Annotated in this window: 16 protein-coding genes; 5 read left to right on the top strand and 11 right to left on the bottom strand. The window is 71.9% G+C overall.

Going from position 1 to position 19,092, the window contains the following annotated elements:
- The first annotated feature begins 212 nt into the window (after positions 1-212).
- Positions 213-1,634: a chromate efflux transporter gene (gene chrA / locus AB0I82_RS08850; RefSeq protein ID WP_363256431.1), complete on the top strand. Its 1,422-nt coding sequence runs from the start codon at positions 213-215 to the stop codon at positions 1,632-1,634.
- 272 nt (positions 1,635-1,906) lie between these two features.
- The gene (locus tag AB0I82_RS08845) at positions 1,907-2,296 is read left to right on the top strand and encodes a hypothetical protein (protein ID WP_363256430.1); all 390 of its coding nucleotides are present in this window, start codon (positions 1,907-1,909) and stop codon (positions 2,294-2,296) included.
- 22 nt (positions 2,297-2,318) lie between these two features.
- Here the strand turns inward: AB0I82_RS08845 and AB0I82_RS08840 are convergent, their stop codons facing one another.
- The gene (locus tag AB0I82_RS08840; RefSeq protein ID WP_363256429.1) at positions 2,319-3,212 is read right to left on the bottom strand and encodes a TIGR01777 family oxidoreductase; all 894 of its coding nucleotides are present in this window, start codon (positions 3,210-3,212) and stop codon (positions 2,319-2,321) included.
- 38 nt (positions 3,213-3,250) lie between these two features.
- Between AB0I82_RS08840 and AB0I82_RS08835 the strand changes: the two genes are divergently transcribed.
- Positions 3,251-3,766: a GNAT family N-acetyltransferase gene (locus AB0I82_RS08835; protein ID WP_363256428.1), complete on the top strand. Its 516-nt coding sequence runs from the start codon at positions 3,251-3,253 to the stop codon at positions 3,764-3,766.
- A 178-nt stretch (positions 3,767-3,944) separates the two neighbouring features.
- Here AB0I82_RS08835 and AB0I82_RS08830 read toward each other — a convergent pair whose 3' ends face one another.
- Entirely contained in the window at positions 3,945-4,475 is a 531-nt protein-coding gene (locus AB0I82_RS08830) for a DUF4240 domain-containing protein (RefSeq protein WP_363256914.1), read from the bottom strand.
- 132 nt (positions 4,476-4,607) lie between these two features.
- Here AB0I82_RS08830 and AB0I82_RS08825 point away from each other — a divergent pair, with 132 nt between their 5' ends.
- On the top strand, positions 4,608-5,612 hold the full coding sequence (locus AB0I82_RS08825) for an SDR family oxidoreductase (protein ID WP_363256427.1): 1,005 nt from the start codon (positions 4,608-4,610) through the stop codon (positions 5,610-5,612).
- A gap of 19 nt (positions 5,613-5,631) precedes the next feature.
- Here the strand turns inward: AB0I82_RS08825 and AB0I82_RS08820 are convergent, their stop codons facing one another.
- The 6 genes from AB0I82_RS08820 to AB0I82_RS08795 all read right to left on the bottom strand — a co-directional run bounded on the left by AB0I82_RS08820 (position 5,632) and on the right by AB0I82_RS08795 (position 15,572).
- Positions 5,632-6,666 (bottom strand): WYL domain-containing protein, encoded by a 1,035-nt coding sequence (locus AB0I82_RS08820; protein ID WP_363256426.1) that lies wholly within the window; start codon positions 6,664-6,666, stop codon positions 5,632-5,634.
- A gap of 190 nt (positions 6,667-6,856) precedes the next feature.
- Positions 6,857-9,532, bottom strand: coding sequence for a pyruvate dehydrogenase (acetyl-transferring), homodimeric type (aceE, locus tag AB0I82_RS08815; protein WP_363256425.1), 2,676 nt, complete (start codon positions 9,530-9,532; stop codon positions 6,857-6,859).
- Positions 9,533-9,795: 263 nt separating this feature from the next.
- Positions 9,796-10,419 (bottom strand): GntR family transcriptional regulator, encoded by a 624-nt coding sequence (locus AB0I82_RS08810; RefSeq protein WP_363256424.1) that lies wholly within the window; start codon positions 10,417-10,419, stop codon positions 9,796-9,798.
- Positions 10,420-10,564: 145 nt separating this feature from the next.
- Positions 10,565-12,295 (bottom strand): 2-oxoglutarate dehydrogenase, E2 component, dihydrolipoamide succinyltransferase, encoded by a 1,731-nt coding sequence (sucB, locus tag AB0I82_RS08805; RefSeq protein WP_363256423.1) that lies wholly within the window; start codon positions 12,293-12,295, stop codon positions 10,565-10,567.
- A 52-nt stretch (positions 12,296-12,347) separates the two neighbouring features.
- Positions 12,348-13,736: a dihydrolipoyl dehydrogenase gene (gene lpdA / locus AB0I82_RS08800; RefSeq protein ID WP_030256793.1), complete on the bottom strand. Its 1,389-nt coding sequence runs from the start codon at positions 13,734-13,736 to the stop codon at positions 12,348-12,350.
- 306 nt (positions 13,737-14,042) lie between these two features.
- Positions 14,043-15,572 carry a leucyl aminopeptidase gene (locus tag AB0I82_RS08795; protein ID WP_363256422.1) on the bottom strand — a complete coding sequence of 510 codons (1,530 nt, stop codon included), beginning with the start codon at positions 15,570-15,572 and terminating at the stop codon, positions 14,043-14,045.
- Positions 15,573-15,870: 298 nt separating this feature from the next.
- Here AB0I82_RS08795 and AB0I82_RS08790 point away from each other — a divergent pair, with 298 nt between their 5' ends.
- Positions 15,871-16,635, top strand: coding sequence for an endo alpha-1,4 polygalactosaminidase (locus AB0I82_RS08790; RefSeq protein ID WP_363256913.1), 765 nt, complete (start codon positions 15,871-15,873; stop codon positions 16,633-16,635).
- 23 nt (positions 16,636-16,658) lie between these two features.
- Here AB0I82_RS08790 and AB0I82_RS08785 read toward each other — a convergent pair whose 3' ends face one another.
- The 3 genes from AB0I82_RS08785 to AB0I82_RS08775 form a co-directional block, all read right to left on the bottom strand.
- Positions 16,659-17,465, bottom strand: a complete 807-nt coding sequence (locus AB0I82_RS08785) for an adenosylcobinamide-GDP ribazoletransferase (RefSeq protein ID WP_363256421.1) — start codon at positions 17,463-17,465, stop codon at positions 16,659-16,661.
- A 126-nt stretch (positions 17,466-17,591) separates the two neighbouring features.
- Entirely contained in the window at positions 17,592-18,656 is a 1,065-nt protein-coding gene (locus tag AB0I82_RS08780) for a nicotinate-nucleotide--dimethylbenzimidazole phosphoribosyltransferase (RefSeq protein ID WP_363256420.1), read from the bottom strand.
- 10 nt (positions 18,657-18,666) lie between these two features.
- Positions 18,667-19,080 (bottom strand): hypothetical protein, encoded by a 414-nt coding sequence (locus tag AB0I82_RS08775; protein WP_363256418.1) that lies wholly within the window; start codon positions 19,078-19,080, stop codon positions 18,667-18,669.
- Positions 19,081-19,092 lie beyond the last annotated feature (12 nt).

The raw sequence follows: 19,092 nt of genomic DNA, 5'->3' as shown, positions 1-19,092 counted from the left end.
GTCGTGGGCGGTGGCGATGAAACGAAGTCTTCATCTTCCCCGTGACCGGGCGGCCTTCCCCTGGCCGTCCCCTGTGATGTAACCATGGTTACATCATCATCTGGTGAGGTCAGTGCAGAAGGCCGGCGCGGACCGCGTCCCGGTCCGCCTTGTCAGGATCAGGGCCCGCCGGAAGATGCCGCCCCTGCCGCTCACGATGGACGGAGATCCCGGTGACCGCCGCCGATCATTCCCCGCTGCCCGCACCGCAGGCCCTCCCGCCAGGAAAGGACACGGCTCGGGACGGCGATCTCATCCCGTTCAGGCAGGCGCTGAAGACCTGGTTCTCCATCTCGCTGCAGACCTTCGGGGGACCGGCCGGACAGATCGCGGTCATGCAGCGCACCCTGGTCGAGGACAAACGCTGGATCGGACAGCAGCGGTTCAACCACGCCCTGTCCTACTGCATGCTGCTGCCGGGCCCCGAGGCCCAGCAACTCGCGATCTACACCGGCTGGCTGCTCAACGGCACGCGCGGAGGACTGGCCGCGGGAACCCTGTTCGTGCTGCCCGGCGTCCTGGCGCTGCTGGCCCTGTCCGCGATCTACGTCGCCTTCGGCACGACCGCGGCGGTCACCGGACTGTTCGCCGGCCTCGCCCCGGCAGTCGTCGCCATCGTCGCCCAGGCCGTGTGGCGGGTCGGCCGCCGCTCCCTGACCCACCCGGCATTGATCGCCCTCGCGGTGGCCTCCTTCGCCGCCCTGGCCTTGTTCGCCGTCCCCTTCCCTCTGGTGATCATCCTCGCTGCGGTCATCGGCTGGCTCCTGGCCCGCTTCGCCCCCCACATGCTCAAGCCGGCCACCGCACACGGCAAGGACGACGGGCCCGCGCCACTGATCCCGGACGACGCCCTGCACCACGAGGCTCCCCGCAGGCGGCGCACGGTGCGCATCCTGCTCGTGGGACTGGTGCTGTGGGCCCTACCGGTGGCGGCAGTCGCCGTACTGACCGGCACGGGCAGCGTCTTCACCGGCCAGGGCCTGTTCTTCTCCGGTACCGCACTGGTCACCTTCGGCGGCGCCTACGCCGTCCTCGCCTACGTCGCCCAGCAGGCCGTCCAGCACTACGGCTGGCTCAGCGCCGGCGAGATGGTCCGCGGACTCGCCCTCGCCGAGACCACCCCCGGACCGCTGATCATGGTCGTGCAGTTCGTCGCATTCCTCGGTGCCTACCGAGACCCCGGCTCCCTCGACCCGTGGGCCGCCGCACTGCTCGGCGCCCTGCTGACCACCTGGGTCACCTTCGTGCCCTGCTTTCTGTTCATCTTCCTCGGCGCCCCCCACATCGAGCGCCTGCGCGGCAACCGCTCCGTCTCCGCAGCACTGACCGGCATCACCGCCGCCGTCGTCGGTGTCATCGCCAACCTCGCCCTGTACTTCGCGGAGCACACCCTGTTCCGCACAGTCGACACCTTCACCGCAGGGCCGCTCCATCTGGCCCTGCCGGACCTCACCACGCTGCGGCCAACAGCTCTCGTCATCACCGCGGTCGCGGTGCTGCTGATCTTCTCGGTGCGCTGGAGCGTGCTGCGCACCCTGGGTATCTGCGCCGCCCTCGGACTGGTGGCAGCCCTGACCGACCTGCCCGGCATCTGAGCCGATCACCCACGGAGCAGGCCGGCCCTCGGCGAGGTCGATCTCGGCAGCGCTTCTGCACCGCAACTTCAAGCGCCCAGCGCCCAGCGCCCAGCGCCGGGCCCGTCAGCTCTGACGGGCCCGGACCGTCGCACCAGTCCGCGTGCCGCCTGTCGGCAAACGATCGTTTGACGACAGATAGGGGCCATTCCTCTGCTCGACGTGCTCGACGTGCTCGACGTGCTCACCGCGACCGCCTCGCCCTGCGCATCCACGACGGCGCGTTCTCCGCCATGGACCTCACCGCCCGCCACCCACGCACCGGCGAGCTGCTGTCCACCGTGAAGTTCATGGTGCAGACCCTCGCCGCCCCGCCGTGGCGGCCGACAAATCCGGCGCCGTGCGCACCGCGTACCTGGAAGGCCGCTCCATCGCCGCACTCGCCCGAGTACACCGCCGCCGACCCGGACACCCCCACCCCGGAACTGCCGGTCACCCTCGACATGCCCGGCACGCCGTACCCGATCTCCAGCGCGGTTGACGGCTCGCTGAGCAATTCGGGGCAGGGGCAGGGGCCGTGGTGGGCGTACGTGTTCGTGGTCGATGTTGCGCTGTGCAGGCAACGGACTCCCTCGGAGACCGACTCGGACATCTTTGACGCCATCGAGAAGAGCCTGAGCTGAGCCGAGGGAGCCTGCGGGCCTGTTACGCCGCCCTTATCGCTGAGGTGATTGTTGGGTGGGTGAAGGTGAAGTTGTTTTCCAGGAGGCGGGTGGGGAGGACTCGTTGGCTTTGGAGGATGTTGGTGGCCAGGTCGCCGAGGGCCAGGCGGAGGGCCGGTGGGGGGACGGTGAGGAGGGTGGGGCGGTGGAGGACCTTGCCCATGGCGGCTGTTGCCGCGCGGTTGGTGACCGGCTCGGGGGCGGTGAGGTTCACCGGGCCCGAGAGGGTCTCGTCGTCGATGAGGTGGCGGAGGGCGCGGATGTGGTCGTGGAGGGAGATGAACGACCAGTACTGGCTGCCGTCGCCCAGGCGGCCGCCGAGCCCGGCCCGGAACAGCGGGAAGAGCCGGCCCCAGGCGCCGCCGGTGCGCGAGACGACCAGGCCGGTGCGCGGAAAGGTGGTACGGATACCGGCTTCGACGGCCGGGTCGGCGGCCGCCTCCCAGTCGACGCAGACCTTGGCGAGGAAGTCGTCGCCGGGCGGGGCGGTTTCGTCCACGCGGCGCTCGCCGGTGTCGCCGTAGTAACCGATCGCGCTGCCGCAGACGAAGGAGCGCGGCGGGGTGTCGAGGGAGGCGAGGGCCTCGGCCATCGCGGCGGTGCCGAGCACCCGGCTGTCGCGGATCCGCTTCTTGTACGCGGGCGTCCAGCGGTGGTCGCCGATGCCGGCGCCGGCGAGGTGGACGACGGAGTCGCAGCCGGCGAGGGAGGCGGTGTCCACGGTCTGCCGTTCGGGGTCCCAGGCCACTTCGTCGGCGGCGCGTGGCGCGTGCCGGACGAGGCGCAGCACGTCGTGCCCGTCCCCGCGCAGTGATCGGACGAGCGCCGTACCGATGAGACCGGTCGAGCCGGTGATCGCGATCCGCATGGTCCCCATACTGCCCGTGGCGGCACACGCGTGGCACAGTGACCGGCATGCCCGAGCCGATCGTACGTACTGCCGTGCCCGCCGACGAGGCGGCGCTGGGGGCGCTGGACAGGCGGACCTGGTCGCCGCTGCACTCCGTTCAGCCGCGCCCGGAGCCGCCGTACGACCCGTTCTTCGACGCCTGGCACGTGCCGGACGACTTCCTGGTGGCGGAGGCGGACGGCCGGACGGCCGGGTATCTGCGGCTGGTACGGCCGATCCCGCTGGCCTCCAATGCCCATGTGCGGCAGATACAGGGCCTGGCCGTGGACGAGTGGGCGCGCGGCCGCGGGGTGGCCCGCGCGCTGCTCGACGCGGCGATCGGCCGGGCGGTGGCGGAGGGCGCGTCGCGGATGACGCTGCGGGTGCTGGGGCACAATGCGCCGGCCCGGCGGCTGTACGAGTCGGCGGGGTTCCGGGTGGAGGGCGTACTGCCGGGGGAGTTCCGGCTGGAGGGGCGGTATGTGGACGATGTGCTGATGGGGCGGTGGCTGGACGGGGCCGGGCGGCACGGGACGGGCTGAGGCGCCCTGCCCCCGCGCGGATCACGGGCCGAGCTGCCCTGTGCCGCCGCACGGACCCGCGGTCTGACGGACCTTGCCGCCGGCCTCAGCCGTACGAACGGACCTTGCCGCCGGCCTCAGCCGTACGAACGGACCTTGCCGCCGGCCTCAGCCGTACGAACGGACCTCGCCGGCGGCCTTACCCGTACGACTCCCCCCGGAAGCGTTCCCACAGAGCGGGGAAGCGTTCCTCCAGGGCGGCGTCGTCCTCGAAGTCGATGACCGTGCCGAGGGGTTCGCGGGGGGCGGGGGCGAGGCCCAGGTCGGGCATGACGATGCCGGTGAGGCGTTCGTACGCCTCGTCCGCCGCGTACCCAAGATCCTCCGCGTCGCCGTCCTCCTCCTCGTCGAAGTCCGGGAGGAGGTCGGCCAGCCGGTCGGGGTCGTGCAGCGCGCCCTCGAAGACCTCCCGGCCCTGGCCGATCAGCCAGCAGCGGAAGTAGTCGAAGGCGTCGTCGCTCGCGCCGTCCAGCAGGATCGCGGCGGCGGCCCACAGGTCCCAGGTGTACGCGCGGTTGTAGCGCGCCTCGAAGTGCCGGGCGAAGTCGATCACGGCGTCGGGATCGAGCCGCATCAGCCGCTCGATCAGCAGATCGGCCTGTTCCTCGGGGTCGTCCTCGGCCGCCTCGCGGGAGTCGTCGATGAGCTCCCAGAACTCCGTCTCGTCCATCACAGGGTCAAGCATCCAGCTTGCCGCCCGGCCGCGCACGCGGAGCGCGGGCATCCGTCCGGGTCGTTACCGACACGGAATTCACCGGAAAAGCGGACAGGAGGTGACGGGATTGGGTGCGAGGGTCGCGATATGGCGAGCGACATGCGGAACGGTACGAACAATGACGGGCAGCAGGGGCAGAACGACGGGCAGGACGACGGGCAGCGCGCGCAGCGGGAAGGGCGGCCGCTGGCGGGCAAGGTGGCGCTGGTCGCCGGGGCCACCCGGGGCGCGGGGCGGGCGATGGCCGTGGAGCTGGGGCGGGCCGGTGCGGTCGTCTACGTCACCGGGCGGACGACACGGGAGCACGTCAGCGAGGTGGGCCGGACGACCGAGACGATCGAGGGGACGGCGGAGCGGGTGACCGTCGCGGGAGGTACCGGGATCGCGGTACGGGTCGATCATCTGGAGCCGGAGCAGGTACGCGCGCTGGTGGAGCGGATCGAGCGGGACCACGGGCGGCTGGATGTGCTGGTCAACGACCTCTGGGGCGGTGACCGGCACGTCGAGTGGGACAAGAAGGCGTGGGAGCACGACCTCGACAAGGGGCTGCGGGTGCTGCGGCTGGGCGTCGAGAGCCATCTGATCACCAGCCGGTACGCGCTGCCGCTGCTGATCCGGCGGCGCGGCGGGCTGGTCGTCGAGGTGACGGACGGCACGGCCGAGTCCAACCGCGAGTACCGCAAGCCGCTCTACTACGACCTCGCCAAGAGCGCGCCGATCCGGATCGCGCGGGACCTGGGGGAGGAGCTGGCGGAGTACGGCTGTACGGCGGTCTGCCTCACGCCGGGGTGGCTGCGCTCGGAGGCCATGCTCGACACGTACTTCAAGGTGACGGAGGAGAACTGGCGGGACGGCTGCGCGCAGAACCCGCACTTCGCGATCTCGGAGTCGCCGGTCTTCGTGGGGCGCGCGCTGGCGGCGCTGGCCACCGATCCGGACGTGGCGCGGTGGAACGGGCGGTCGCTGTCCAGCGGCGGGCTGGCCGGGGAGTACGGCTTCACGGACGCGGACGGCTCGGCGCCGGACGCCTGGCGGTACATGGCGGAGGTGCAGGGGCCGGAGAAGCCGGCGGATGTGACCGGGTACCGGTGATCACCGCCCGCGCGCCCGGTCACTCGTACAGCTCGTGTGTCCGGCGGGCCGCCTCCGCGAACCGTTCGCGCAGCTCCGGTGGCCCGAGGAGCTCCGCCTCGGGGCCGAGGCCCAGCAGCTGTGCGTAGGCGACGTCGAGGGTCTCGACGGCGAGGGTGACGGTGATCCGGCCCTGGTTGTCGGGGGCCCCGGCGGCCGCTATCGCTTCCGCCGCCGCCGTACGGTCCGTCACGTGCGGGAGCCACCGCGCGCCCGCGGGCGTGAGCCGTACGGTCACCTCCTCGCGCAGGATCGAGCGGGCGAACTGGGCGGCCCGCTCCTCCCAGAAGGCGGGCAGGTCGAACTCCGGGTCGCGGACGAAGCGGTCCTCGCCGGCGGCGATAGAGAGAAAACGGTCGACGCGGTAGACCCGATGACCGCCGCGACCCCCGTGACTGCCACGGCCCCCGTCGCCCCCGCGACCCCCATCGCCCCCGCGACCCCCGTCGCCGTCCGCGCGCGCCGCGAGGTACCAGACCCCCGCCTTCAGGACCAGCCCGTACGGCTCCAGTACGCGTTCGACCTCGGTGTCCTTGCGGCGGTAGCGCGCGGTCACTGTGCGGTCGTCCCAGAGGGCCTCGGCTATCGCGGGGAGCAGCGCGGGGGTGCTCGGTGCCTGATACCAGGCGGGCGCGTCGAGGTGGAAGCGCTGGGCCGCGCCGTCGGCGGCGTCGCGCAGCTCGGGGAGGAGGGCCGCGGAGACCTTCAGGCGGGCGGCGGAGGCGGCGTCGGCCAGGCCCAGCTCGCGCAGCGCGGAAGGCACGCCGGAGAGGAAGAGGGCCTCGGCCTCGCTGCGGCCGAGGCCGGTGAGGCGGGTGCGGTAGCCGCCTATCAGGCGGTACCCGCCGGTCCGGCCGCGGTCCGCGTAGACGGGGATGCCGGCCTCGGACAGGGAGAGGACGTCCCGGGCGACCGTGCGCTCGGAGACCTCCAGCTCGCGCGCCAGCTCGGCCCCCGTCATCGAGGGCCGGGACTGGAGCAGCAGCACCATCTTGATCAGCCGGGCGGCACGCATGAGTTCATCATGCCGCGCGGCACTGACAACGAGATGGAGAAAGGTTCCCGTGCGGAGGTCCGGGCGCGGGTGGATTGCCTCCGCACGGGAGTGGTGGGGCGTACGGGCGCGCGGCCCGTACGCGGGAGGGGCGGCGCCGGGGCTCCCTCACGGCCCCGACGCCCACCGCCTCAGACGCGGTTCGTACGGCTCACAGGCCGTACTTCTCCGCGGCCTCCTTGACCGTCTCCGCCTTGACCTCGCCGCGCCGGGAGAGCGCCGCGAGCACCTGGACGACGACGGACTGCGGGTCGACGCCGAAGTGGCGGCGGGCGGCCTCACGGGTGTCGGAGAGGCCGAAGCCGTCCGTGCCGATGGAGACCCAGTCCTGCTCGACCCAGGGGGCGATCTGGTCGGGCACGGCCCGCATCCAGTCGCTGACCGCGACGACCGGGCCCTCGGCACCGGCCAGCGCACGCGTCACGTACGGCACGCGGTCCTCGCCCTTCAGGCGCGCGGCGTCGCACTCAAGGGCGTCCCGGCGCAGCTCACCCCAGGAGGTCGCGGACCATACGTCGGCGGCCACGTCCCACTCCTCGGCGAGGATCCGCTGCGCTTCGAGCGCCCAGTGGATCGCGGTGCCGGAGGCCAGCAGCTGGGTGCGCGGAGCCTTGTCGGTTGCGCCCTCGGCCTCCTTGAAGCGGTACAGGCCCTTGACGATGCCCTCTTCGACGCCCTCCGGCATGGCCGGCTGCACCTTGGGCTCGTTGTAGACGGTGAGGTAGTAGAAGACGTCCTCGGCGTCCGGGCCGTACATCCGGCGCAGACCGTCCTTGACGATCACCGCGATCTCGTACGCGAAGGCCGGGTCGTAGTTGAGCGACGCCGGGTTCGTGGACGCGATCAGGTGCGAGTGGCCGTCGGCGTGCTGCAGGCCCTCACCGGTCAGCGTCGTACGGCCGGCCGTCGCGCCCACGATGAAGCCCTTGCCGAGCTGGTCGGCGAGCTGCCACATCTGGTCGGCGGTGCGCTGCCAGCCGAACATCGAGTAGAAGATGTAGAAGGGGATCATCGGCTCGCCGTGCGTCGCGTAGGACGATGCGGCGGCGATGAAGTCGGCCATCGCGCCGGCCTCGGTGATCCCCTCGTTGAGGATCTGGCCGTCGGTGGCCTCCTTGTAGTACATCAGCTGGTCGCGGTCGACCGGCTCGTACGTCTGGCCCTTGGGCGAGTAGATGCCGGCCGACGGGAAGAGCGACTCCATACCGAAGGTACGGGCCTCGTCCGGGACGATCGGCACCCAGCGCTTGCCGGTCTGCTTGTCCCGCATCAGGTCCTTGACCAGCCGGACGAAGGCCATGGTGGTGGCCATCTCCTGCTTGCCGGAGCCCTTGTACAGCGCCTTGAAGGCGCGCTCCTCGGGCTCGGGCAGCGCGGCGGAGGCGTGGATGCGGCGGGCCGGGGCCGGGCCGCCGAGCTCCGCGCGACGCTCCTGGAGGTAGCGGATCTCGGCGGAGTCGGCGCCCGGGTGACCGTAGGGCACCAGCTCCTCGTCCAGCTGAGAGTCCGGGATGGGGAGGTCGAGCAGGTCCCGCATGGCGCGGAACTCCTTGCCCGACAGCTTCTTCATCTGGTGGTTGGCGTTCTTGGACTCGAAGCCGGGACCCAGGGTGTAGCCCTTGACGGTCTGCGCGAGGATGACGGTCGGCGCGCCCTTGAACTCCACGGCCGCCTTGTACGCCGCGTACACCTTGCGGGCCTCGTGGCCGCCGCGGGCGGTGTGGAAGCACTCGGCGATCTTCGCGTCGGTCAGCAGCTTCGCCAGCTCGGCGAGGGCCGGCTCGGCGCCGAAGAAGTGCTCGCGGATGTAGGCCGCGTCGCGCGTCTGGTACGTCTGGAACTGCGCGTCCGGGACCTGGCGGAGCCGGCGGACCAGCGCGCCCGTGGTGTCGAGCTGGAACAGCTCGTCCCAGGCGGAGCCCCAGAGGGATTTGACGACGTTCCAGCCGGCGGCGCGGAACTGCGCCTCCAACTCCTGAACGATCTTGAAGTTGGCGCGGACCGGACCGTCGAGGCGCTGCAGGTTGCAGTTGATGACGAAGGTCAGGTTGTCCAGGCCCTCGCGGCCGGCGAGCGCCAGTGCCGCGGTCGACTCGGGCTCGTCCATCTCGCCGTCGCCCAGGAAGGCCCAGACGTGCGAGGCGGAGGTGTCCTTGATGCCGCGGCCCTGGAGGTAGCGGTTGAAGCGGGCCTGGTAGATCGCCGACAGCGGGCCGAGGCCCATGGACACGGTCGGGAACTCCCAGAGCCAGGGCAGCCGCCGCGGGTGCGGGTAGGACGGGAGGCCGTTGCCGCCGGCCTCCTGGCGGAAGTTGTCGAGCTGCTGCTCGGAGAGGCGGCCATCGAGAAAGGCGCGGGCGTAGATGCCGGGCGAGGCGTGGCCCTGGATGTAGAGCTGGTCGCCGGAGCCGTCGCCTTCCTTGCCGCGGAAGAAGTGGTTGAAGCCGGTCTCGTACAGCCAGGCGGCGGACGCGAACGTCGCGATGTGGCCGCCGACGCCGAACCGCGAGCCGCGGGTCACCATGGCGGCCGCGTTCCAGCGGTTCCAGGCGGTGATCCGGGCTTCCATCGCCTCGTCACCGGGGAACTCCGGCTCGTCGGCGGTGGGGATGGTGTTGACGTAGTCGCTCTCCAGGAGCTGGGGGAGCGCGCTGCCTTCGTTGCGCGCGGTGTGCTCCAGGGCACGGCGCATCAGGTAGTCCGCGCGCTGCGGGCCCGCTGCCTTGGTGACGGCGTCGACGGACTCGCGCCACTCGGCCGTCTCCTGCGGATCCCGGTCCGGGATCTGGTCGAGTTGACTGTACGGAGTACGTACGGGATCGGGCATGGGTGGCCCCTTTCCGGACGGAGGGAGGGAGGTGCGAGGTTTTGCTGGCAGGCAGGGTGTCGCGCCCCGAGGGAGGACGATACGCCCCTGATCGATGATCGATCAACGCTTCCCAGTGGAAAAACCGCAGGTCGGCACGGGGTGTCGCCGATTTGGGCACCGCGTGCCAAGCTCAGATGAGCCTCCGGAGGGCTCACTCCGTTGAGCCTCCGAGCTCCCCCTCAAGATCCTTGCGGACTGTCCCGCAAGATCGTCCAGAAACCTCAGACGCGAGGTGCGCAGCTCAGGACGTGTGCCTTGAGGATTTCGCCGATCTTCGGGTCGCGCCGCCGGAACGCGTCGACCAGATCCTGGTGGTCCTGCGCGTGCGAGCGCGGGTCGGGCGAGAACCAGCGGATCGACAGCGTCGTCCACACCTCCACGCCCAGCGACTCCCAGGTGTGCAGCAGGACATCGTTCCGCGCGGCCCGGATGATCTCGCGGTGGAAGGCCACGGTGTGCCGTACCTGCGCCTCGCCGTCCCCCGCCGCGTCGGCCGTGGTGAGCGCCGCGACCTCGCGCTCCAGGGCCGTCGCGTCGTCCGCCAGCCGCCCGGCCGCCAGCTCCGCCGCGACCTGCTCCAGCCCCGCCCGGACCGGATAGCTCTCCTTCAGGTCGGCCGCGGTCAGATTCCGTACGCGTACGCCCTTGTTCGGCGCCGACTCGATCAGCCGCAGGCTCTCCAGCTCGCGCAGCGCCTCGCGTACGGGCGTCTGGCTGACCTCCAGCTCCACCGCGATGCGCCGCTCGACGATCCGTTCGCCCGGCTGCCAGCGGCCGCTGACGATCCCCTCGAGGATGTGCTCGCGGATCTGCTCGCGCAGCGAGTGGACGACGGGTGGGGTCATGCGGTGCTCCTTAGCGGCGGACGGGCCGGCGCACGGGACGGGCAGGCCAACGGTTCATTATCTGCGGGGACGCAACGGGGGACGGCCCCGGTTCGTACGAACCGGGGCCGTCCCCTTCGTCACACCTGCTGAGGGCCGTGCGGGATCAGAGACCGATCTCGGTCTCGAACTCGGCGGCCTCCAGGATCTGCTTGACCGTGGTCAGGTAGCGGGCGGCGTCCGCGCCGTCCACCAGACGGTGGTCGTAGGAGAGCGACAGGTACGTCATGTTGCGCACCGCGATGGTCTCGCCCAGCTCCGGGTGGTCCACGACCACCGGGCGCTTGACGGTGGCACCGATGCCCAGGATGGCGACCTGGTTCGGCGGCACGATGACGGTGTCGAACAGCGCACCGCGCGAGCCGGTGTTGCTGATGGTGAAGCTCGCGCCGGACAGGTCGTCCGGGCTGATCTTGCTCTCGCGGACCTTGCCGGCCAGCTCGGCGGTCTTCTTGGCGATGCCCGCGATGTTCAGGTCGCCGGCGCCCTTGATGACCGGGGTCATCAGGCCCTTCTCGTTGTCCACCGCGATTCCGACGTTCTCGGAGTCGAAGTACGAGATGGTGCCCTCGTCCTCGTTGATCCGGGCGTTGATGACCGGGTGGGCCTTCAGCGCCTGGACAGCGGCCTTGACGAAGAACGGCATCGGGGACAGCTTGACGCCCTCGCGCGCGGCGAAGCCGGCCTTGGCCTTCTCGCGCATCCGCATGATCTTGGTGATGTCCACCTCGACCACGGAGGTCAGCTGCGCCTGGCCGTGCAGGGCCTTCATCATGTTGTCGCCGATGACCTTGCGCATCCGCGGCATCTTGACGGTCTGGCCACGCAGCGGCGACGCCTCCAGGGCCGGAGCCTTGGACGCGGCGGCCGGAGCGGGGGCGGCAGCGGCCGGAGCAGCGGTCTTCGCGGCCTCGGCGGCGGCGATGACGTCCTGCTTGCGGATGCGGCCACCGACGCCGGTGCCCTGGACCGAGGCCAGGTTCACGCCGTTCTCCTGGGCCAGCTTGCGGACCAGGGGGGTGACGTAGGCGCCGTCGGGCTCACCGGCGGGGGCCGCCGGGGTGACCGGAGCGGGCTGGGCGGCGGGGGCCGGAGCCGGAGCCGGGGCGGCCGGGGCAGCCGGAGCGGCCGGGGCGGGCGCCGGAGCCGGGGCGGGGGCCTCGGCCTTCGGGGCCTCCTGGGCCGGGGCGGGCGCCGGAGCGGCCGGAGCCGGGGCGGCGGCCGGAGCGGCACCGGCAGCACCGATGACGGCGAGCTTGGCGCCGACCTCGGCGGTCTCGTCCTCGCCCACCACGATCTCCAGCAGGGTGCCGGAGGCCGGGGCCGGGATCTCGGTGTCGACCTTGTCGGTGGAGACCTCGAGCAGCGGCTCGTCGGCCTCGACGGACTCGCCGACCTCCTTCAGCCACCGGGTGACGGTGCCCTCGGTGACCGACTCGCCCAGCGCGGGCAGGACGACGTCGGTGCCCTCGGCGGAGCCGGCGGCCGGAGCGGCCGGGGCCTCGGCGGCGGCCGGGGCGGGGGCCTCGGCGGCGGGCTCAGGCTGCTCGGCGGGGGCCTCGGCGGCAGCCGGAGCGGCGGCCTCGGCAGGCGCGCCGGAGCCGTCGTCGATGATGGCCAGCTCGGCGCCGACCTCGACGGTCTCGTCCTCGGCGACCTTGATGGACGCCAGGACGCCGGCCGCCGGGGCGGGGATCTCGGTGTCGACCTTGTCGGTCGACACCTCCAGCAGGGGCTCGTCGGCCTCGACGCGCTCACCCTCGGCCTTGAGCCAGCGGGTGACGGTGCCCTCGGTGACGCTCTCGCCGAGCGCCGGAAGGGTTACGGAAACCGCCATGGTTTCAGTTGCTCCTAACGAATTGCGGGATGTGGTCGCGCCCGGACTGGGGTCAGTCGTGGGAGTGGAGGGGCTTGCCGGCCAGGGCCAGGTGGGCCTCGCCGAGCGCCTCGTTCTGCGTGGGGTGCGCGTGGATGAGCTGCGCAACCTCGGCCGGCAGAGCCTCCCAGTTGTAGACCAGCTGGGCTTCGCCGACCTGCTCGCCCATACGGTCACCGACCATGTGGACGCCGACCACGGCACCGTCCTTGACCTGGACGAGCTTGATCTCGCCCGCGGTCTTGAGGATCTTGCTCTTGCCGTTGCCCGCGAGGTTGTACTTCAGAGCGACGACCTTGTCGGCGCCGTACAGCTCCTTGGCCTTCGCCTCGGTGATACCGACCGAGGCGACCTCCGGGTGGCAGTACGTCACGCGCGGCACGCCGTCGTAGTCGATCGGCACGGTCTTCAGACCGGCCAGTCGCTCCGCAACCAGGATGCCCTCCGCGAAGCCGACGTGCGCGAGCTGGAGCGTGGGGACGAGGTCACCGACGGCGGAGATCGTCTCCACGTTCGTCCGCATGTACTCGTCGACGAGGACGTAGCCGCGGTCCATGGCGACCCCGGCCTCCTCGTAACCGAGACCCTGGGAGACGGGGCCGCGGCCGATCGCGACCAGCAGCACCTCCGCCTCGAAGGTCTTGCCGTCGGCAAGGGTGACCTTGACGCCGTTCTCGGTGTACTCGGCCTTCTCGAAGAAGGTGCCGAGGTTGAACTTGATGCCCCGCTTGCGGAAGGCGCGCTCCAGCAGCTTGGAGCTGTTCTCGTCCTCGACCGGGACGAGGTGCTTGAGGCCCTCGATCACCGTGACGTCGGTGCCGAAGGACTTCCACGCCGAGGCGAACTCGACGCCGATGACGCCGCCGCCCAGGATGATCGCGGACTCCGGCACGCGGTCCAGCGTCAGCGCGTGGTCCGAGGAGATGATGCGGTTGCCGTCGATCTCCAGACCCGGCAGCGACTTCGGCACGGAGCCGGTCGCCAGCAGGATGTGGCGGCCCTGGACGGTCTGGCCGTTCACGTCGACGGAGGTGGGGGAGGACAGCCGGCCCTCACCCTCGATGTAGGTCACCTTGCGGGAGGCGACCAGACCCTGCAGACCCTTGTACAGGCCCGAGATGACCTCGTCCTTGTACTTGTGGACCCCGGCGATGTCGATGCCCTCGAACGAGGTCTTGACACCGAACTGGGCGGCCTCACGGGCCTGGTCCGCGATCTCACCGGCGTGCAGCAGCGCCTTCGTGGGGATGCAGCCGTTGTGCAGGCAGGTGCCGCCGAGCTTGTTCTTCTCGATCAGGGCGACGTCCAGGCCGAGCTGCGCACCGCGCAGGGCAGCCGCGTAGCCGCCGCTACCGCCTCCGAGAATCACTAGGTCGAAAACGGTGCTGGCGTCGTTCGCCACGTCACGTCCTCCATGCATGGGTACGCCGGAGCCGGTCTCCGATGACCGGACGGCGGCTGTTGTTCGGCCGCTAGTACTTCGGCCCTGGGTAAGGGGGGCCCTGTCCTGCCGAGCCCCATCTTCGCACTTGTTGAACACGGGCGGGACGGCGGGCCGGGCCCGGGGCCCGCCGATCGGCTGCCCGCACGGGTTACGCAGGCGTACGGACCTACGGATTTCGTCGAGAGCGAACACGTGTCCGTGCCCGTGCGTACGGCCCCGGGCAGCGGAGCCCGGGGCCGTGTCCCTACTCGCTTCCGCGGCAGGTCAGAGCAGGTCGCCCGCCGCCGTGCGCTCGGCGAGCCGGACCAGGGTGCGGACCGCGGAGCCGGTGCCGCCCTTGGGGGTGTAGCCGTACGGCGCGCCCTCGTGGAAGGCCGGGCCCGCGATGTCCAGGTGCGCCCAGGTGATGCCCTCGCCGACGAACTCCTGGAGGAAGAGGCCTGCGACCAGGCCGCCGCCCATCCGCTCGCCCATGTTGGCGATGTCGGCGACCGGGGAGTCCATGCCCTTGCGCAGCTCGGCGGGCATCGGCATGGGCCAGGACTGCTCGCCGACCTCGGTCGCGATCTCGTGGACCGAGGTGCGGAACGCGTCGTCGTTGGCCATGATCCCGAAGGTGCGGTTGCCCAGCGCCAGCACCATCGCGCCGGTCAGCGTCGCGACGTCGACGATCGCGTCCGGGCTCTCCTCCGAGGCGCGGGTGATCGCGTCGGCCAGGACCAGGCGGCCCTCGGCGTCGGTGTTCAGCACCTCGACGGTCTTGCCGCTGTACATGGTCAGCACGTCGCCGGGGCGGGTGGCCGAGCCCGACGGCATGTTCTCGGCGAGCGCGAGCCAGCCGGTGACGTTGACCGGGAGGTTCAGCCGGGCCGCCGTGACGACCGCGGAGAACACGGCGGCGGCGCCGCTCATGTCGCACTTCATCGTCTCGTTGTGGCCGGCCGGCTTCAGGGAGATGCCGCCCGAGTCGTAGGTGATGCCCTTGCCGACCAGCGCCAGGTGCTTCTTCGCCTTGGCGTGGGTGTGGCTGATCTTCACCAGCCGGGGCGGGTTCTCCGAGCCCTGGCCGACGCCCATGAGGCCGCCGTAGCCGCCCTTCTTGAGCGCCTTCTCGTCCAGCACCTCGACCTTGAGGCCGTACTCCTTGCCCGCGGCCTGCGCCTGCGCGGCGAAGTCCTTGGGGGTGAGGCCGTTGGAGGGGGTGTTGATCAGGTCGCGGGCGCGGTTGATCTCCGCGGCCAGGGCCTGCGCGCGCTCGGCGGCGGCCTTGTGGGCCTTGTCGCGCGGCTTCGCACCAAGGACGGCGATGTCGGCCAGGGGAGCGGACTTGTCCGCGCCCTTCTTGGCGTCGCCGTTGTTGCTGCGGTAGGCGGTGAAGCTGTACGCGCCGAGCAGCGCGCCCTCGGCGACCGCGGCCACCGCGTCGGCGTCCTCGACGGGCAGCGCGAAGGCGGCCTTCTTGGTGCCGGCCAGCGCACGCGCGGCGGCACCGGCGGCGCGGCGCAGCGCCTCGTTGTCGTAACCCTCGCCCTCGACCGGGGCCTCGCCCAGACCGACCGCCAGCACGACCGGTGCCTTGAGCCCGGAACCGGCCGGAACCTTGGTCACCTCGCCCTCGGCGCCGCTCGCGCCGAGGGTCTCCAGGACATCGGCCAGCCTGCCGTCGAAGGCCGTCTCCACGGCCTCGGCGCCGGGCGCCACGACGGGGCCCTTGGTGCCCTTGGCGAGGCCGACGACAACGGCGTCCGCGCGCAGCGTCGCGGCGGATGAAGTACTGAGGGTCAGTGCAGTCACGGTATTGAAGGTCCTGTTCCGTCCGGGGAATCCGTGGGCGCTCGTGGCACCGCTGGCGCCGAGCCTACGCTCGGGTGCCCTGCCCGGTCCCGCCCAATGCCATACCTGTTCCCCGGGCTGACCGGTTGAATTGCCGCCGTGTGGGCCGAACTCCCTTGGTTTGCCCGGCACTTGACCGCGTAAAGCATGGTATGACGGTTTTCGTCGGCTTGTGCGGATGGTGTTGAAGGTGCTGAAGGTGCGCGCCGCCGGGGCCCGTACGCTACGCGGAGTGAAGCGACCCCCCGTGCACAGACCGATGCTGCTGCCCGCCCTGCTGGCGTTACTGCTGGCCCTCGTCACGGCCTGTACGACGGCCCCGCCCGACCGCTGGCAGCCGAAGCCCGGTACGGACTGGCAGTGGCAGCTGAGCGGCCGCCTCGACAAGGACGTGGACGCACCGGTCTACGACATCGAGGGCTTCGACCACAGCGCGGGCACCGTCGCCGACCTGCACCGCCGCGACCGCAAGGTGATCTGCTACCTCAGCGTCGGCGCCTGGGAGGACTGGCGCCCCGACGCCGACGACTTCCCGCGCTCCGTCATCGGCCGGTCCAACGGCTGGAAGGGCGAACGGTGGCTGGACATCCGGCGGCCGGACGTACTGGAACCGCTGCTGGCGAAACGGTTCGACATGTGCCGCGACAAGGGCTTCGACGCGATCGAGCCGGACAACGTCGACGGCTACGCGAACCGCTCCGGCTTCCCGCTGACCGCCGCCCACCAGCTGGCGTTCAACCGCCTGGTGGCCCGCCTCGCGCACGAGCGCGGCATGGCGGTCGGCCTGAAGAACGACCTCGACCAGATCCCGCAGCTGGTGGACGACTTCGACTTCGCGGTGAACGAGCAGTGCGCGCAGTACGAGGAGTGCGGTGAGCTCACGCCGTTCATCCGCGCGGGCAAGGCCGTTTTCCACGTGGAGTACGAGCTGCCGCGGGAGCGCTTCTGCGCGACGTCCCGGGAGCTGAGGCTCAGTTCGCTGCGGAAGGAGATGGAGCTGACGGCTTGGCGGGAGACCTGCTGAAGCCGGTGCCGTCGGCGGGGGTGTCAGCCGAGGGTCAGTACCACGATGGTCGCGAGCCCGGCCGTTTCGGCGAGTCCGCCGAAGACGTCTCCCGTCACCCCGCCCAGCCGCCGTCGGCAGTGGCGCAGCAGTACCTCGCCGGCGGCGAGGCCGAGAAGTACCGCGAGGGCCGCGTGCAAGGCGCCGTACGCGCCCCCGTACGCCCCGAGACCGGCCAGTACGGCCACGGCGGCGAGTACGGCGACCGCCGCCCGGCCCACGGGCACCGTCCCGGCGACTGCCGCGCCCAGCCCCTCGGGCCGGGCCGCCGGTACACCCTCGCGGGAGGCAAGGGTGAGGGCGAGGCGGGCCGTGACCGCGCCGGACACGGCCGCCGCCGCGCCCGCCGCCCAGCCGGTCGCGTACAGCTCGTACAGCGCCGCTACCTGGGCGAGCAGCGCGAGGAGCAGCACGATCACGCCGAACGGGCCGATGTCGGACTGCTTCATGATGCGCAGCGCGTCGTCCGCAGGCTTGCCGCTGCCGAGGCCGTCGGCGGTGTCCGCGAGCCCGTCCAGGTGCAGGCCGCGGGTGAGCCCGGCGGGCACCGCGACGGTGGCGACGGCCGCCAGTAGCGGGCCGCCGCCGAGCAGGAGCAGCACTGCGCCGAGTGCCGCGGCGCACAGGCCGACGACCAGACCGGCGAGTGGTGCGCAGAGCATGCCGCCGCGGGCCGTGGGGCGATCCCAGCGGGTCAGGCGGACCGGCAGCACGGTCAGGGTGCCGAATGCGAAGCGCAGTGCGTCTGCCGGGGTCGGCGGGGTCGGTGGGGCCGTCGGGGTGTCGCTCACCGCGGCAGGCTAACCGTGGTGGGAGCTGCGGCGCGGAGTCGGGGGTGCCCCGACGGCGCCGTTGCCGACTGGCTGCGCCGTCGTGGCTGGTCGCGCAGTTCCCCGCGCCCCTTGCGGGGCGCGGTCTCAGGCCTCCGCGGAGCCCTCGTTTCGTACCGGCAGCTCCGCTGCCAGGGAGGCCGCTGCTTGGACAAGCGGCAGGGCCAGGAGGGCGCCTGTGCCCTCGCCTGCCGTGACGCCGTGGTCGAGCAAGGGGGTGAGGGCGATGCGGTCCAGGGCCTTGGACTGGGCCGGTTCGCCGGTGGACTGGCCGGCGACCCACCAGTCCGGGGCGCGGAACGCGATCCGCTGGGCCACCAGCGCGCAGGCCGCGGAGACCACGCCGTCCAGGATCACCGGCGTCCGGCGCACCGCGCTCTGCAGCAGGAAGCCGGTGGCCGCGGTCAGATCGGCGCCCGCGGTGGTGGCCAGCAGCGCGAGCTGGTCGCCCAGTACCGGGCGGGCCCGGCGCAGCGCGTCCCGGATCGCCGCGCACTTGCGCATCCAGGCCAGGTCGTCGATGCCCGCGCCGCCGCGCCCGGTGACCACCGAGGCGTCCGTGCCGCACAGCGCGGCGATCAGGGCGCCCGCCGCCGTCGTGCCGCCCACGCTCAGGTCGCCGAGCACGACCAGGTCCGTACCGGCGTCCGCCTCCTCGTCGGCGATCGCCATGCCCGCGCGGAACGCCTGCTCGGCCTCCTCCGCGGTCAGCGCGTCCTCGATGTCGATCCGCCCGGAGCCGCGCCGTACGCGGTGCCGGGTGACGTCCTCGGGCAGCTCGCCGGGGTCGCAGTCCAGGGCCATGTCGACCACGCGCGGCGGGGCGTCGAACCGCCGCGCCAGTACCGCCGCGGGGCTCGTCCCGTCCAGTACTCCGCGCACCAACTCCGACGCGCTGCCCGCGGGCCGCCCGGAGACGCCCAGTTCCGCCACCCCGTGGTCGCCCGCGAACAGCACCGTACGGACCCGGTCGAGGGGCCGGACCGGAACCTGCTGCTGTACGGCGGCCAGCCAGTCGCCCAGTTCGTCGAGGCGGCCCAGCGCGGCGGGCTGCACGAGGCGGTGCTCCCGCCGCTCCTCGGCGTCCCGGCGCAGGCCGCCGTCGGGGCGCTCGATCAGGTTCGCGAAGTCATCGAGGTTCAGGGCGCTCATTCGGCGCAGGTTACCGGCAACGCCACCATCGGTGCGCGGACGGCCGGTACCGCTGCCGGAGCGGGGCCTCCAGCAGCAGCGCCGCGCCCGGCAGCCGGCGCGCGCACAGGGCACGCAGCTCGCGCAGCGCCCCGGCGGCGGGCGGCGGCCCGAAGACGAGGACCAGGACGCCGAGTGCGGGGCGGGCGACGGCGGTCGGCCAGTTGGGCCCGGTGAGCCGGCCGGTGAGGGTGCGCCAGCGGGGGCCGTCCGGCAGCAGCATCCGGCGCAGCGCGGCGGTCGCCGGCTCCTCGACGGTCAGCCAGCGCAACTGCCCGTTGTCCACCCGCCAGAAGCCGGTGTCCAGGCCCTCGCCGAGCGCCACGACCGTGGCCTGCGGCCGGTCCCGCAGATAGCGGCGTACCGCCTCGTCGAACGGTTCCATGCCGTCAGGTGA

Origin of the sequence: Streptomyces sp. NPDC050315 (genome assembly GCF_040655775.1) — a bacterium.
GTDB lineage: Bacteria > Actinomycetota > Actinomycetes > Streptomycetales > Streptomycetaceae > Streptomyces.
This window is presented reverse-complemented; position numbering and strand designations above follow the sequence as displayed.